Here is a 15,531-nt window from a genome sequence, read left to right as displayed (position 1 = left end):
TCGTATAAGGAAGACAATTCCTAGAATATAAAAGCACCAATTATTTTTTTTAAAAAAAGTATGTAATATTTCGATACCCTTGCATGTCTTCTATATAAAAGCGATCAAAATTTATGAACCAAGAAACCTTTAAAACGACAGTCTTCATCCATAAGGATCGGTTATTTCGTTTTGCAAATAGGTTTTTGCTAGATCAGGATGATGCGTTTGATTTGGTTCAGGAAGTATTATTGAAGTTATGGGAATCGAGGAATGAACTTTTAAAAATTACGAATATCGAAGCTTATGCGATGCGAATGACAAAAAACTTTGCCTTGAATAGATTAAATAGAGAGGGGGTCAAAACAAAATATATGGCACAACTTGATCAAGATATTCAAAAAGAAAAGTATCCTTCCTTAACTAGAGAACTTATCTTAAAATTCATAGATCAGCTCCCTGAAAAGCAAAGACTGGTGATGTATCTCAGAGATATTGAGGAATATGAAATTGCAGACATTGTTGCCTTGGTCGGAATAGATGAAAATGCAGTGCGCGTAAATTTATCGCGAGCTCGAAATGTGGTAAAAGTCAATTTGACAAAAGTATTTGATTATGAAGAAAGAAGAATTAAAGAAATTAGAAGCTAAATATTTAGCAGGAGAAACGACTCTTGCCGAAGAAAGGTTACTAAAGGAGCAAAGCGAAGAGGGGTATTTTTCGGTCTTATCAGAGCAGGATAAAGCGGAGATGCCGTTGGATTTTGAATCTTTCTTAACAACAACAGAAAAGGCGCAATCTGTCCATCTACCGCAAAAGAAAAAAATATGGGCATTGTTTTCGTCTATCGCAGCAGCTGTTTTGGTCATCTGTTTAGGTATATGGTATTTGCCTAATCAAAAAGCAGTGGAAGTAGAAGAGGTGGCCACTCTTAAGATTCCCTCGAAAGAGCATCATGAAAAGGATATCATTGAAACGAAACCATTGGTTGAGAATAAAGAAAGTGAAAAAAAGCTATCAAGGAATTCAACGGTTGTAAGGATCGATACTTACAATAGTGACAGATCAGTTTTAAAGCCAGAATTAGATCTGGCAAGTGAACCGCTTACGTCAGAAGAATTTTATGTAGAGGTCAATGGGGTAAAAATTACAGATGAAGCGGAAGCATTAAAGATTACTGAAAATGCACTGCTATTTGCCTCTTCGAACTTAAAAAAAGGAATGAAGGAAGTTGAAAATATAAAATGTTTAAGTATTGAATTATAAAAATTATGAAAACGATATTATTAGTATTAGCGCTATTGTGTTCAAGTTTGGCACATGCTCAACTATCGAAATTAGATGAGATCTTCGAGCAATATAAAGAAGGAAAAGGGGTGACTTCTATTAAAATTGGTAAGCCTATGTTCAGCATGCTGAATAAGATGAAATTATCCGATAATGAAGTGAATAGTATAAAACCATTGCTTTCTAAAATAAACAGTATTAAGATGCTGATCTTAGAAGAGGCAGATCTAGGAGTACAATCTGATGTGTCAAAAGCTATTGGCAAATTGAAATACGAAGAATTGATCACCATTAATTCGGAAGGTAATAAAATTAAATTTTTAGCAGAAGATACAGCAACTGATGTTATTAAAAATCTATTGCTCAGCATTCAATCTGAAGGAAGTACGATTTTTATGATCCTGGATGGTAAGGTGAGCTACGATGATGTAAATAAATTAGTCAATACTAAACAATAGGATTATGAAGCATTCAATAATTATAGGAGCCCTTTTACTCTTTTGTCTGACCTTGCAAAGTTGTTTTGTTAAAACAAGTCCAAACATGTCGTTTGTGAGTAAGAGAGACCTCTCAAATGATACGGAAGTTGCATCAATATGGGTACCGATGTTTTTAACAAAAGCATTTATTAAAGGTAAAATAAAAGAATTAGATGAAGAGGATGCGATTGCGGCATTGGCCTTACGGAAAATCAAGAAGTTAAAGATCATGACAATTTCTGGAAATAAAAAAGATAATCTCATGAGTAAGTTTAATGCTTATCTAGCTAAAAATAATTTTGAAGAAATGATGAGTTTATATAGTGAAGGATCAAAAATTACGATTAATACAGAGATGAAGAAAGATCATGTGAAGCGTGTACTATTGGGGATCGCAGATGAGGAGGACTATGTTTTTGTTGATATTAAGGCTGATCTGGATTTAAATGAGTTATCTAAAATGATCGAGTATTACGAAAAGAAAAATAATAAAACTAAAATAATAAACTAGTTATGGAAAAGTTAATAACCGCAATTGCACTTGTTTTTAGTGTATTTACCGCTCAGGCACAGCTTTCTAAAGTTAATGAATTTGTAAATTCATTGCCAAAAAAACAAAAAGGGATAGACATTTTTAGATTTAGTGGTGCTAATATAAAAGATGTAAACAAACTTAGCGATGGGGATTTGTTTATGGATATTAAACAATTTGTTCCCGATTCTTTATTGAAGGATATTCAAGATTTGGTCATCTGCCAAATTGGGGCTGAGCAAGCTAAAGAATCTAAAGCTCTTGAAAATGCTATAAAAAAAGCAGATTTAAAAACGTTGTATGCTGTAGAAACAGATGGTGTGGCAGTGCAGATGTTGACAACAGATTTTGATGAGAATAATGCGCAGGATTTACTAATTGATGTGAAATCGGAAGATGATTCCAGAATAACTGTCATGCTAAAAGGAAAGATTCCAATGGAGTTGACTGGTAACGGTAAGTAGAAGCGGGTATAAAAAAATTATAGTGCGTTTTTCCAGATACTAATGAAGGAAAATAATGATTCAAAAATAAATAACCAAGTTATGAAAAATATACTAATTACTCTATTGCTCTTGATTGGCGTTAATAGAGTTGATGCTCAAGTATCCAAATTGAATGAGTTTTTAAAAGCAAATGAAAAAAACACCCACTTCAGAAGTAATAAGTTTATTAGTAAAGATTTGTTTGATCTCGAAAAGAGCGAAAATATAAAAATTGATAATATCAATATGAATAACTCTCGAGAAAAATTGAAAGATTTCAAAGGATTACGTTTAGTTGAAATCACTACTGAAAAAAGTAATCAGAAAACCTTAAATGAAGTGATGAAATTTGTTAATGAAGCAAAACTGGAATCTGCCTATAATTTTACAGAACCTTCAACTAATGCTGATTTTTATATAACAAAATATGATGATGAAGTATATGAAGATTCATTAGTTATTACTCGTGAAAAGAAGGGGTCTTATGATCTAATTAATATTATGATCTATTTAGGGAAAATACCTATTCCTTATATTAAATAGGAATAATGTAAAAAAAGCCTTGCAATTTTTTGCAAGGCTTTTTTTCTATATAAAGCTTACGCTTAGTTTTTCTTAGCTAATTCTTCAGCGATTGCTTTTCCGATTTCAGCAGGAGATTGTACTACACGGATGCCACACTCAGCCATGATTTTCATCTTAGCAGCTGCAGTATCGTCAGCACCACCAACAATAGCACCAGCGTGACCCATACGACGTCCTGGAGGCGCTGTTTGACCCGCGATGAAACCTACTACTGGTTTAGTACCATTTTCTTTAATCCAAAGAGCAGCTTCAGCTTCCATACCACCACCGATTTCACCGATCATGATGATCGCTTCAGTTTCTGGATCATTCATTAATAATTCTACTGCTTCTTTAGTTGTAGTACCAATGATTGGGTCACCACCGATACCGATAGCAGTTGTAATACCTAGACCAGCTTTTACAGTTTGATCAACAGCTTCGTAAGTTAATGTTCCTGATTTAGAAACAATACCAACATTACCTTTTTTGAAGATGAAACCTGGCATGATACCAATTTTAGCTTCATCAGCAGTGATGATACCTGGACAGTTTGGTCCGATTAAACGAGAATTTTTGTCACTCAAGTAAGATTTTACTTGAATCATATCTTTAGTAGGAATACCTTCAGTGATACATACGATTACTTCGATACCTGCTTCTGCAGCTTCCATAATCGCATCTGCTGCAAATGCAGGAGGTACGAAAATAATAGAAACGTTAGCACCAGCTTTTTCTACAGCATCTTTAACAGTATTGAATACGGGACGGTCTAAATGTGTTTGACCACCTTTTCCTGGTGTAACACCACCAACTACGTTTGTTCCGTACTCGATCATTTGACTAGCATGATAAGTACCTTCTGTTCCAGTGAAACCTTGAACAACTACTTTTGAATCTTTATTAACTAATACACTCATTTCTTCTTAAAATTTTGCATCACAAATCTACTATTTTGCATTGGAAATAGGAAGTAATATAAATACTTATATCCCCTTAATTGATAAAAAATTAAGAGAACTTACTTTTTTGAATAAAATCCCAAGTTACGATACCAATTGTGACAGATACATTGAAGGAATGTTTTGTTCCAAATTGCGGAATTTCGATACAATAATCCACTAATGTCATGACTTCTTCATCGACACCATTCACTTCATTGCCAAATATTAAAGCATACTTAGCATCTTTTGCAGGTATAAAGTTTTGTAATAGTACACTGTTTTCGGCTTGTTCGATCGCAATAATGGTATACCCCAATTCTTTTAAAGTTTTAATTGCTTCCGTAGTTTCCTCGACATGTTCCCATGGAATTGTTTGTGTCGCACCTAAAGCTGTTTTTTCAATTTCGCGATGTGGAGGTGTAGCCGTGATACCACATAAGAATATTTTTTCTATTGCAAATCCGTCAGCCGTTCTAAAAGCTGATCCGACATTATGCATACTTCTCACATTGTCTAGAACGAGTGTGATAGCTGTTTTCTCTTGGTTTTTGAATGTTTCAACATCAGCACGTTGCAGCTGATCCATGGATAATTTTTGCATGTTGCAAAGATAAGTATAGAAAACTTTAAAATAGATTTTGAATATTAGAAATAAGATGTTATTTTTGCATTCCGAATTTTAAGTAAAGAACGAATAAAAATTAGCTAAAAAATGGCAAATCATAAATCAGCGATCAAAAGAATTAGAGCAAACGCTACAAAGCGTTTAAGAAACCGTTACCAAGCAAAAACTACTCGTAACGCAATTAAAAAATTACGCACTTCTACTTCAGCAGAAGAAGCTAAAACTTTATTGCCTCGTGTAATTTCTATGCTTGATCGTTTGGCTAAGAAAAATGTAATCCACAAGAAAAAAGCTTCTAACAACAAATCTAAGTTAACTAAATTTGTTAACGGTTTAGTTTAAGCTTTCAGTATAATATATAAAGGGATACAGTTCTCTGTATCCCTTTTCTTTATGTTTTTACTTTACCCTGGATTTTCTCTTTTCCAAGCGAATGAATGTAAATAAAAGTGTCGAGATTCTCGACACTTTTTTATTTTTTTTATTTTTCCATTACCGCTGCAATTGCCTTTTTCAGAGCCGCTGGGTTTTTCATATAAGGTTCTAAATCGTAAATCTCAACCTTTTTAAAGTCTATAGGGTGACTCTCGCTTTGAAGAGAGATTGTTCCTTTACTGAGTAGTTGCCCCGCTTTTGTTTTTGGAAGGTCAGAGTGCGATACATTTCCACCACCATATTGCGGCTTCTGATATTCGAGAACTTTTTCTCCATTTACAAAGTGTTGGATAATTGAATCTCCTAAGACAAGAAAATCTGCTGTTACCCATTGATCTCCATGATAAGTTTTCGATGTAGAGCTTACACAATGTGGTGTAAATAATTTATTGTTCATGACAACATTTGTACCCGGTGTACATAGATTACTTGTTGTCCGTTCATTTGTTCCGTCGCCACCTAATAACTGGCCTTCAATTGAAACTGGAAAATCTTGATCTTTTGCCATTGTTTTAGGATCTTGACCATGTAACATAGCACCACTGTTGCGCCACGCCCAACCTTCACCTCCATTAGCTTGATCGCCAACGAAACGATATTGAACACGCAGGATGTAAGCAGAAAATTCTTTGTTGTAGAATAAATGGCCATATTGTTGATCAAATTGATCATACCCATCATATCTTACTTTTAATAAACCATCTTCAACACGAAACGTATTCGCATAGTTTTCTCCAACCTCGTGCTTGCTAATTTTTGGCGTCCAATTTTTTATATCCTTGCCATTGAACAATTGTAATGGTTTTGGTTTCTTGTTCAGTGAGCTGGCGCCAACTGAAACACACAGGGCAAGTCCTGCTAAACTAAAAAATAGTTTTTTATAATTCATTATTAAGATTTTAGGTATTAGAGAACTAAAATACTTAAAAATATTAAATTAACAATTGTTTTTGCTTTACATATTCGCTTGGTCTTACACCGATCACTTTATTAAAGGTATTACTGAACGTCGGCAAACTACTATAACCTACCTTCAGAGCAACTTCATTTACACTCAGTTTTTCATCTAAAAGAAGTTTAAGAGCCGTTAACATTCTTAATATTGTATAATACTGTATAAAAGACATGTTGAGTTCTTTCTGGAAAAGACGCGCTAATGTACGTTCGCTTATGTTGAATTTTTGAGAAAGTGTTTTAAAGCTTACATTTTCCTCAATGCGGCTTTCTAAAAAGGTGACGATATCTTTTAGCTTTTGATTGTTCGGATAGGGGAGTGCCAATGGTAGCTCGTGCTGGGAGACTTCAGGTAATAATAATTTAAATGCTTTTGCAAGCGAATATTTAGGCTCTTCAACAGGGAAAATATTACCGTTCCATCTGTTTGTGAACATGATCAACTTATTAAGAAGATCGTCGACAGGGTAGATGCTTATCTTCTTGTAGAACTCCTGGTCAGTATCATACTTTGGAAAATAAAGATTACGCATAACCACATCAGGGGTGCTCGGATGAATACTGTGGCGAATGCCAGCCGGTATCCAGATGTAATGTCTTGCAGGAAGAAAATAGGACTTTTCAGCTGTTTTTAAAAAAACAACACCACCTTCTGTGTAAAGAAATTGATCTTTATTGTGCACATGCTCGGTAATAAAATTTTCGCCAATGATAGCATGGTGACAATAGATGCTATCCTCAAAAGAATCCACTTCTGTTACGTAATAACGATTAACATATTTGGGATCTTTTATATCGCTTTTTATATTCATGATTTCCTTCCGTTTCCGTTGCAAAGTTAAAGTTTTTATACAAAAGCTTTGTATTACTTTATGAATGTAAGTTAATACTCACCATTATTGATTGTTAATTTGGGTATGTAAGTAAGTGTGTACTAATTTTTTGAAATTTTTTAAATAATTAAAAGGTTGATTGATAGTGTTTTATGTATTTTTAAATATTTAATATTAAAACGATTTCTTCGGATAAAAAATATTAAATGCTGATTTATAAATAATTACAAATATATCGTCTTTATTGGATAATTTTGTGACTAATTGCAATAAATTGACATAGAAAAAATAACTTAATATTGTTTGTTCTAATATTCAAACAATTACTAAGAATATGTTTGTAAATATTAGTAAATTGGGAAATAAGTAAAGGAATATGTCATACGATAGAATTAAACTTAAAAGTTTACTTGATAAAGTAATTACAGCAGAGCAGGCTGCACAACTATTTGAAAATGGTATGATCGTTGGCTCAAGTGGATTTACGAAAGCCGGAGACAGCAAAGTCGTATTGCCAGCTTTGGCAGACCGGGCGAAAACAGATCCTTTAAAGATAACATTGATCACAGGTGCTTCTTTAGGTCATGGCACAGATGGTAAGCTGGCTGAAGCTGGTGTTCTTGCTAAGCGTATGCCGTTCCAGGTGGACCGAACACTTAGAGGAAAGATCAATAGCGGGGAAGTCCTATTTATTGACCAGCATTTGAGTGAAACAGCAGAGTTGCTGCACAATAAGAATTTAGCCTCTGTTGATATTGCCGTACTTGAAGTAGCAGCGATTGAAGCCGATGGTAGTATTATTCCGACCACTTCAGTGGGTAACTCAGCAACTTTTGCTGCTTTAGCCAAGCATGTGATTTTAGAAATAAATACAGCTGTTCCGATGGAGATTCGTGGCATCCATGATATCTATCAAGCCGAAGATTATCCAAGAAGAAACGTTATACCTATAGTAGCTCCTGAGAATAAAATTGGGCGAAAAACAATTGCCTTAGACCCTTCAAAAGTCGTTGGAATTGTATTTACTGATATCGAAGATAGTCCGGCAGATATTGCAGAACCAGATACTAAGACAACGGCTATTGCCAGTCATATCTTAAATTTCTTTGAGAAAGAAGTAGAAATGGGACATCTGTCTTCTAGTTTATTGCCGCTTCAGGCGGGGATAGGTAAAGTTGCGAACGCTGTTTTAATGGGTTTTAAAGACAGTAATTTCCGCAATTTAACGATGTTCTCAGAAGTTTTACAAGATAGTACCTTTGATTTAATTGATGCGGGAGTAATGGATTTTGCATCGGCTTCTTCCATTACGGTTTCAAAGCCCTGCTATGATCGTGTATTTGGAAACTTGGATAAGTATCGTGATAAGATGGTCTTGAGACCGCAAAATATCTCAAATACTCCAGGATTAATTCGTCGTTTGGGTGTTATCGCTATTAATACGGCTATTGAATTTGATATTTATGGCAATGTAAATTCCACACATATTTCAGGTACCAATATTATGAATGGTATAGGTGGTTCAGGTGATTTTGCAAGAAATGCTTACTTAAGTATATTCGTTACACAGGCAGCATCAAAAGAAGATCGTATTTCGCATGTGTTACCCATGGTATCACATGTTGATCATACAGAACATGATGTTGACATATTAGTAACTGATATCGGTCTAGCCGATTTAAGAGGATTAGCTCCTCGTGAACGCGCTCAAGTTATCATTGATAACTGTGTTCATCCAGATTATAAAGAGCAGTTACAAGACTACTATGACCGTGCCTGTGAGCGCGGGGGCCATACACCACATATCTTGGAAGAAGCATTTAGCTGGCATGTGAATTTGCGCGATCAAGGAAGTATGAAGAAATAAAAAAAGAGTGATACAATAAAAAAGTAAAGCAGCTATTCTTAAGAATAGCTGCTTTACTTTTTTGTCCCCAATTCAATGATTGGTAATAGACAATGATAAAAGCGCGCTTACTCTAAAATATGCTATTTTTTAACCATGTTTTAATTTTACTTGCTTCTTGTCTTACCATCGTTATTGAATAAATTTGGAAGTAATATTTCTCTTTTTTATGTAAAAGTCTAAAACGCGTCCCGCTTCTAGGGGTCTATCGGTGCTCAAAATATCTGCGCCATTTTCAATAAAGCGGGCATATAGTTGATCTCCTTTTTGTTTGGCCTGGCGGTCTAAATTTCCTAGTGTACCTAATATACACATGATACCATGTTCATGAAGTAGCTCTATTAAGTTTTTATCCGCTTCTCTGGTGCCGAGAAAGGCAATAATGCGATTATCTGGAATATCTCGATCATTGAGCCGCACTAAATCTGCTTCATTTTTTATAGGTGCAGACAGCATGAGGTCAGGGGCTAAATTATGCACAACAGCAGCCTGATTTGCGGAATACGTAATGATTATGGCATTACTTTCAGCTTTTTGACTGCGAATAGCACGGATCACCAAATCATAGGGAACCCCTTGTTTAATATCTAAGGTGAAGATGACTCTACCTTTGCCCCATGCTAAGGCTTCTTCCAAGCTCGGAATTCGATAAGGGGTTAGCTTTCCATTAGGATCTTTTAATCTTAAACCTTTTAATTCATTTTTAGTTTTAGAATCTACTGACCCCGAGCCGTTAGTTGTTCTGTTTAAGTTGCTGTCATGCATCAATATTAAAGCAGAATCCTTAGTCAACCTAACATCACATTCCACAATGACAGGTCTGTAGCTCGCGTTAAATGCAAAAGTTTCTACTGCATTTTCAGGATAACCGGTTGTAGGGCCTCCTCGATGTAAGCTGATGAGCGGATATCGGTTTTCATCGTATGTTAAAAATTGATAAAGCTCCTCTGCTGTTTTTAAATTGAGTGTTTTACTACCCGCCAGAACATCCGAAGATGTGCCGGTCCGAAAGCAGGATGCTAAAAGTGCGGTTGTAAAAATTAAAAAAGGGAAGAGATTTATTCTTCTAAACATACAGTGATTTGTTATTGGTTTTTCTTTAATAAAATGATGAGATCATCTATTGGCGTATTGATATGATCAATAATTAGATGAGCTTGTTGATAAAACGGTTCTCTTTCAGTTAATTTTTCAGTAATAAAATTAAATAGTTCCTCTTCAGTTTTACCGATTAAAATAGGTCTTTTATTCGGTTTTGACTGAGACAATCTATCAAATAGCGATTTTGGTGACATCTGTAAATATACCGAAATACCATTTTCATTCATCCACTGCATGTTATCAAAAAAACATGGAGAGCCACCTCCGGTAGAAACGATTGCATTTTGTTGCGCAGTTTTTAGTAATTGCTTGCGTTCTAATTCTCTAAATTTTTCTTCCCCGTGCAACTGAAAATATTCTGTGATGGACATGCCTATCTCTTTGACGATTTCATCATCAGTATCGATAAAAGGTAACTCTAATTTACTTGCTAACTTTTTGGCTAAAGTGGTTTTTCCACTTCCCATATAACCAATTAAAAAAATAGGTTTTGGCATATTATTATTTATCTAAACTTAAGTATCGCTCTTCTATATCTTTTGCATCGGGTATAGCATTGTAATGCCATTTGTCGATTACGGTTCCTGATTTTAATAAAAGTACCCCAGGATTTGCACGGATCATGCTTTTCAACGGAATAAGATCAGCATAGAATATTTCTGAAATTAAGTGTAATTTATCACTTAGGTAGTCTGAATCTTCAGAAGAACTGGCCGTCAATAACACTATTCGTAGATTGTAATCTTCCGTTAATTTTGTCGCTATTTTATTGATTTTATCTAAAGCCTCTACATTAGCTTTGGACAGGTCTTTAGCAACAATAATTAAATTATAATAAGGATTATTGATTATTTCTTGGGTATGGTCATTTCCTTCAGCATCTGTAATCAGAAGATCTGTAATCGGAATCTGATAGCCTTTCTTCACCAATTTACTTTGCGGTTCGCCAACGATCTCCCAGTTTGTGTCTTCCCAGACTTTTTCAGACATGTAAATTTTATCGGTAATGGTCTTTGTTTCCCCCGTTTTAACATTTTTCATGCTGTAGATCTGTTCATAAACATCGCCTTCTTTTCCTTCAGGTAGAACCATTAGGGATGGGATATTATTACCGATTTTATAAGGTAAAAAATCTATAAACGGTAAATACATGAACGTATAGATTCCAATGCCAAAAGATAGGACTGCTGTAAATGTTGCTACGAGGCCACGATTGGTCGGATCTTTAATGAGTGGTGTAATTTGATTGCGGTAAACAAAAATGATTAAGATCAAAGCAAGCAATACGAGATCCTTGCCAAAGGACTGCCAGGGTGTCAGCGGAATAGCGTCGCCAAAACAACCACATGAAGTAACAACTTCAAAAAAAGCAGAGTAAAAAGTAAGGAAAGTGAAGAAAATGATCAGCAGTAATAAACCCCACGCTACAAGCTTTTTGTAAAAACCTAACAAAAGCCATATACCCAATATTATTTCTAGTGCACAGACAACGATAGCAATCGCTGTAGCATAGTCATTTAAAAAGTCGGTATGAAAAACATGAAAATATTCTTCGAGTTTATAACCAAAGCCAGTAGGGTCATTTGCCTTTATAAAACCGGAGAAAATAAAAAGAAGACCTGTAAAGATGCGCGCAAAGCAAAGTAGATAGTTTGTTTTTTGCGATTTATTATTGATGACTGATGACATAATTTTAGTTTGATTGAGCTAACCCCATTTTTATAAGTGCAAAAACGGCATAATTTAACATATCTTGATAATTGGCATGTATTCCTTCGGAGGCGATTGTGGCGCCGTTATTGTCTTCAATTTGTTTCACACGGTGAATTTTCATGAGTATCAGATCTGTTAACGAAGAAATCCGCATATCGCGCCATGCTTCGCCATAATCGTGATTTTTAGCAAGCATAAGGTCACGTGTTTCATTTACTTTTTCCGTGTATTTTTCATTTACAAATTCTGGACTTAAATTTTCTTCACCATCTTCACCCAATTCGAGCTGAATCATACCCATAATACAATAGTTGATGATACCCACATATTCTTCCAAAATACCTTCCCCAACTTTAGATACTTTTTTGATCTCTAAAGTACGAATGCGTTGTGCTTTAATATAAATTTGATCGGTTATAGAAGGAAGTCGCATAATACGCCAGGCTGTTCCATAATCTTTCGTTTTCTTGATAAATAAATCTTGGCAGTGCTCGATAACTGTATTGTATTCCTGAGTCGTATTCATAACTATTATTTGCGTATTTCACGAGAAAGTGAGTGAACTATTGTTACAAATATAATTAGAATTAACCATTTTTATGCGTCACAATTATGTCCAATTTAGCTGAATATCGCTAATAAAAAATAAAAATGTTGATATTTGATTTAAGGATTTATCGCTTGAGTATCGGTAAATTATAAAAGGATGACAGATGATAATTAAAAAACCTGAAATAAGAGAAGTTAGAATTACCCGCTACATACAGCCTTTTCGTGAAGGAGGTTCTTTGCCGGCATTGGCCGATGCAGATGATGGCTTTAGTTACGTGATTAAGTTCAGAGGTGCCGGACAGGGAAAGAAAGCTTTAATTGCAGAGTTGATAGGCGGAGAGATTGCCCGTGTTCTTAATCTCAGAATGCCTGAAATGGTTTTTGCAGATTTAGATGAATCTTTTGCCAGAACCGAACCTGATGAGGAAATTCAAGACTTATTAAAATTTAGTGTTGGCAAAAATCTAGGTGTTCATTTTTTAAATGGGGCCATTACTTTTGATGCCAATGTTGATCAGATAAGTCCTGAAGAAGCATCTCGAATTGTCTGGCTCGATGCATTGTTGATGAATGTTGATCGTACGGTCCGTAATACAAACATGCTGATCTGGCATAAAGAATTATGGTTGATTGATCATGGAGCTTCCTTATATTTCCACCATAGTTGGGACAATTGGGAAGAGCAAGCTATAAAACCCTTTGTGCAGATAAAAGATCATGTGTTATTAAAGAACGCCAACCAAGTTGAATCGGTGGACCGACAATACCGTTCTTTATTAACCGAAGAAGTGATCCGTAATATAGTGAATATCATACCAAGTGAATGGTTAGTTGATGAATCGAGAGATTTATCTGCAACCGAGGCGCGAGAAGTTTACGTGTCCTTTTTGATGAAGCGCTTAGCACATGCTGATCATTTTTTAAATCAAATTGAAGATGCCCGAAAAAACATTATATGAGTATGCGGTGGTACGCTTAGTACCACGTGTGGAGCGTGAAGAGTTTATTAATGTTGGTGTGGCGTTATATTGCCGGAAATACCGATTTGCAAATGTTCTGTTTGATATCGATGAAGTGCGCGCCAGATCTTTATTTCCGGATATGGATATAGAAATGATAAAGGCTCATCTTGAATCTTTTGTGAAAATATGTAGAGGAGCAAAAGATGGTGGCAAATTAGCTGCGTTGGATCAGACAGAACGTTTCAGATGGTTGACCGCCAACCGAAGCACAGTTATCCAGTGTTCTCCGGTACACCCCGGATTATGTGAAGATCCGGCAGAAACTTTACAACTTCTTTTTAACAAGCTGGTTTTATAAATTGTATATTTTATCTACCATATAAGTATAGTATATTTGTACTATTACATAAAGGGATTACACCCATGAATGATTTTTACGAACACATTTATCAAAAACAATTGGAGGTATTTGAAATGCCTTCCAATAAAAAAATATCAGGTTGGGCAGTAGGGATCTTAGATCTGTTATTTCCAGAGCGAAATGCAGGTGGGATAAAATCTGTCGCAGAAGTGCAACTTGCTTTTCAGCAAGCTGAGCTTGAATTAGAGCAACTGTTAAGTAAATCAAAGGCTTGTGAAGCATGTGATCACTCGCTTGTTGCACGCGATTTTTTTCAATCATTACCACAATTATATGAATTGATGTGTTCAGACGCTGATGCTTTAATCGCAGGCGATCCGGCAGCAAAGAATCAACGGGAAGTTATTCGTACATATCCCGGTTTTTTCGCAATAAGTATTTTTCGGATCGCAAATAGACTTCACCGTCTTGGTGTTCCTTTGATACCCCGTATTTTAACAGAGCACGCGCATTCGAAGACGGGCATTGATATTCATCCGGCAGCAACTATCGGCCATCATCTTTATATTGATCATGGTACAGGTTTAGTCGTAGGTGAAACCTGTGTTATCGGAAATTATGTAAAGCTTTATCAGGGGGTGACGCTAGGCGCATTGAGTGTTGAGAAAATTTTATGCAATGTGAAAAGGCATCCTACAATCGAAGACCATACCATTATTTATTCGGGAGCAACCATATTAGGTGGCGATACTGTTGTAGGCCATCACTCCGTTATCGGGGGAAATGTGTGGTTGACAAATTCTGTAGAGCCTTATACAACTGTCTATCATCAAGCAAATTCTAAATTTATAGATTCCAAACCTTTAATTTAATATGGGAAATATCATTGATACCATTGGCAATACTCCTTTAGTTGAAATCACAAAATTTCATAGTAATCGAAATGTGAAGATTTACGCTAAAATGGAAGGAAATAATCCTGCAGGTAGTGTAAAAGACCGTGCTGCATTGAATATGATTCGATCGGCTATGGAAAGAGGTGAAATTACGAAGGATACAAAGTTGATTGAAGCAACGAGTGGAAATACAGGTATTGCACTCGCTATGATTGCAGGTATTTATTGCCTAAGTTTAGAACTAGTAATGCCCGTTACTTCTACGCGCGAACGGACATTAACGATGCAGGCATTTGGTGCACAGGTCACATTATTAGAGAGCATGGAGATCTGTCGTGATTATGCGGAAGATAAAGCTGCCACAGGAGATTATTTTATTTTAAACCAGTTCGCAAATCCCGATAATTATAAAGCACATATTAAAACTACAGGTCCTGAGATCTGGCGTGATACCGCAGGAAAGATTACACATTTTGTTAGTGCAATGGGTACTACCGGTACGATAATGGGGAACTCTATATATCTGAAGGAGAAAAATCCTGAAATACAGATCGTCGGTTGTCAACCAACTGAGGAGTCATCCATTCCGGGTATTCGTCGCTGGCCTGAGGAATATCTTCCGAAGATATTTGACGCTTCTCGTGTGGACCGTATCCTAGATATCTCGCAGAAAGAATCTACTGAGATGGCTCGTGAGTTAGTGAAAAGGGAGGGTATATTTGCAGGTATGAGTTCTGGAGGAGCATTTGCGGCCGCATTGAAGGTCGCAAATGAAATTGAAGAAGGAACTATTGTATTTATTGCATGTGATCGGGGTGACCGTTATTTAAGCTCAGACTTATTTGCCTAAGTAGCATTTTTATAATTTTAGAAAAAAGAGTCATCCCTTCCGGATGACTCTTTTTTTTTACCTTGTTATTTCA

Annotated in this window: 20 protein-coding genes; 12 read left to right on the top strand and 8 right to left on the bottom strand. The window is 35.7% G+C overall.

Going from position 1 to position 15,531, the window contains the following annotated elements:
* Positions 1-113: 113 nt before the first annotated feature.
* The 6 genes from ACFS6I_RS24365 (at position 114) to ACFS6I_RS24340 (ending at position 3,305) form a co-directional block, all read left to right on the top strand.
* The gene (locus ACFS6I_RS24365; protein WP_021187805.1) at positions 114-629 is read left to right on the top strand and encodes an RNA polymerase sigma factor; all 516 of its coding nucleotides are present in this window, start codon (positions 114-116) and stop codon (positions 627-629) included.
* A complete protein-coding gene (locus ACFS6I_RS24360) occupies positions 595-1,245 on the top strand; it encodes a hypothetical protein (protein ID WP_380924427.1) in 651 nt (216 codons plus the stop codon). The genes ACFS6I_RS24365 and ACFS6I_RS24360 overlap by 35 nt, the downstream gene beginning before the upstream one ends.
* A gap of 5 nt (positions 1,246-1,250) precedes the next feature.
* A complete protein-coding gene (locus ACFS6I_RS24355) occupies positions 1,251-1,724 on the top strand; it encodes a DUF4252 domain-containing protein (protein WP_021187807.1) in 474 nt (157 codons plus the stop codon).
* Positions 1,725-1,809: 85 nt separating this feature from the next.
* On the top strand, positions 1,810-2,256 hold the full coding sequence (locus ACFS6I_RS24350; protein WP_380924458.1) for a DUF4252 domain-containing protein: 447 nt from the start codon (positions 1,810-1,812) through the stop codon (positions 2,254-2,256).
* 2 nt (positions 2,257-2,258) lie between these two features.
* Positions 2,259-2,741, top strand: coding sequence for a hypothetical protein (locus ACFS6I_RS24345; RefSeq protein ID WP_380924425.1), 483 nt, complete (start codon positions 2,259-2,261; stop codon positions 2,739-2,741).
* Positions 2,742-2,822: 81 nt separating this feature from the next.
* Positions 2,823-3,305 (top strand): DUF4252 domain-containing protein, encoded by a 483-nt coding sequence (locus ACFS6I_RS24340; protein ID WP_380924423.1) that lies wholly within the window; start codon positions 2,823-2,825, stop codon positions 3,303-3,305.
* 62 nt (positions 3,306-3,367) lie between these two features.
* Here the strand turns inward: ACFS6I_RS24340 and sucD are convergent, their stop codons facing one another.
* Positions 3,368-4,246, bottom strand: coding sequence for a succinate--CoA ligase subunit alpha (gene sucD, locus ACFS6I_RS24335; RefSeq protein ID WP_132772105.1), 879 nt, complete (start codon positions 4,244-4,246; stop codon positions 3,368-3,370).
* A gap of 91 nt (positions 4,247-4,337) precedes the next feature.
* Complete coding sequence (locus ACFS6I_RS24330) at positions 4,338-4,871, bottom strand: RNA methyltransferase (protein ID WP_021187810.1); 534 nt, start codon at positions 4,869-4,871, stop codon at positions 4,338-4,340.
* Positions 4,872-4,982: 111 nt separating this feature from the next.
* On the opposite strand from ACFS6I_RS24330, the gene rpsT reads away from it, so the two are divergent.
* On the top strand, positions 4,983-5,237 hold the full coding sequence (gene rpsT / locus ACFS6I_RS24325; protein ID WP_132844653.1) for a 30S ribosomal protein S20: 255 nt from the start codon (positions 4,983-4,985) through the stop codon (positions 5,235-5,237).
* Positions 5,238-5,376: 139 nt separating this feature from the next.
* Here the strand turns inward: rpsT and ACFS6I_RS24320 are convergent, their stop codons facing one another.
* Together ACFS6I_RS24320 and ACFS6I_RS24315 are read right to left on the bottom strand one after the other, a co-directional pair.
* Positions 5,377-6,219 carry a 3-keto-disaccharide hydrolase gene (locus tag ACFS6I_RS24320; RefSeq protein WP_132772107.1) on the bottom strand — a complete coding sequence of 281 codons (843 nt, stop codon included), beginning with the start codon at positions 6,217-6,219 and terminating at the stop codon, positions 5,377-5,379.
* A 43-nt stretch (positions 6,220-6,262) separates the two neighbouring features.
* Positions 6,263-7,096 carry a helix-turn-helix transcriptional regulator gene (locus ACFS6I_RS24315; RefSeq protein WP_380924420.1) on the bottom strand — a complete coding sequence of 278 codons (834 nt, stop codon included), beginning with the start codon at positions 7,094-7,096 and terminating at the stop codon, positions 6,263-6,265.
* Positions 7,097-7,493: 397 nt separating this feature from the next.
* Between ACFS6I_RS24315 and ACFS6I_RS24310 the strand changes: the two genes are divergently transcribed.
* Positions 7,494-8,984 (top strand): succinate CoA transferase, encoded by a 1,491-nt coding sequence (locus tag ACFS6I_RS24310; protein ID WP_021187814.1) that lies wholly within the window; start codon positions 7,494-7,496, stop codon positions 8,982-8,984.
* A gap of 171 nt (positions 8,985-9,155) precedes the next feature.
* Here the strand turns inward: ACFS6I_RS24310 and ACFS6I_RS24305 are convergent, their stop codons facing one another.
* Genes ACFS6I_RS24305 through ACFS6I_RS24290 form a run of 4 tightly spaced genes read right to left on the bottom strand, consistent with a single transcriptional unit; the run spans position 9,156 to position 12,363 of the window.
* Complete coding sequence (locus ACFS6I_RS24305; protein WP_132772108.1) at positions 9,156-10,097, bottom strand: glycerophosphodiester phosphodiesterase family protein; 942 nt, start codon at positions 10,095-10,097, stop codon at positions 9,156-9,158.
* Positions 10,098-10,108: 11 nt separating this feature from the next.
* Positions 10,109-10,621, bottom strand: coding sequence for a shikimate kinase (locus ACFS6I_RS24300; protein WP_132772109.1), 513 nt, complete (start codon positions 10,619-10,621; stop codon positions 10,109-10,111).
* Between the two features lie 4 nt (positions 10,622-10,625).
* On the bottom strand, positions 10,626-11,816 hold the full coding sequence (locus ACFS6I_RS24295) for a BT_3928 family protein (RefSeq protein WP_380924456.1): 1,191 nt from the start codon (positions 11,814-11,816) through the stop codon (positions 10,626-10,628).
* Position 11,817: 1 nt separating this feature from the next.
* The gene (locus tag ACFS6I_RS24290) at positions 11,818-12,363 is read right to left on the bottom strand and encodes a DUF1599 domain-containing protein (RefSeq protein WP_132844649.1); all 546 of its coding nucleotides are present in this window, start codon (positions 12,361-12,363) and stop codon (positions 11,818-11,820) included.
* Positions 12,364-12,550: 187 nt separating this feature from the next.
* Here ACFS6I_RS24290 and ACFS6I_RS24285 point away from each other — a divergent pair, with 187 nt between their 5' ends.
* The 4 genes from ACFS6I_RS24285 to cysM all read left to right on the top strand — a co-directional run bounded on the left by ACFS6I_RS24285 (position 12,551) and on the right by cysM (position 15,458).
* Complete coding sequence (locus ACFS6I_RS24285) at positions 12,551-13,348, top strand: HipA family kinase (protein ID WP_346582775.1); 798 nt, start codon at positions 12,551-12,553, stop codon at positions 13,346-13,348.
* Positions 13,326-13,709, top strand: a complete 384-nt coding sequence (locus tag ACFS6I_RS24280; protein ID WP_183915864.1) for a DUF3037 domain-containing protein — start codon at positions 13,326-13,328, stop codon at positions 13,707-13,709. The genes ACFS6I_RS24285 and ACFS6I_RS24280 overlap by 23 nt, the downstream gene beginning before the upstream one ends.
* Before the next feature lie 65 nt (positions 13,710-13,774).
* Positions 13,775-14,584 carry a serine O-acetyltransferase gene (locus ACFS6I_RS24275; protein ID WP_021189639.1) on the top strand — a complete coding sequence of 270 codons (810 nt, stop codon included), beginning with the start codon at positions 13,775-13,777 and terminating at the stop codon, positions 14,582-14,584.
* Between the two features lies 1 nt (position 14,585).
* Positions 14,586-15,458, top strand: a complete 873-nt coding sequence (cysM, locus tag ACFS6I_RS24270; protein WP_380924416.1) for a cysteine synthase CysM — start codon at positions 14,586-14,588, stop codon at positions 15,456-15,458.
* The last annotated feature ends 73 nt before the right edge of the window (positions 15,459-15,531 follow it).

The sequence above is a fragment of the Sphingobacterium anhuiense genome (assembly GCF_042686355.1).
In the GTDB taxonomy this organism is placed as follows: Bacteria; Bacteroidota; Bacteroidia; order Sphingobacteriales; family Sphingobacteriaceae; genus Sphingobacterium; species Sphingobacterium anhuiense.
Note: the sequence above shows the minus strand (reverse complement) of the source record. Positions and strands in the feature narration are given on the sequence as shown.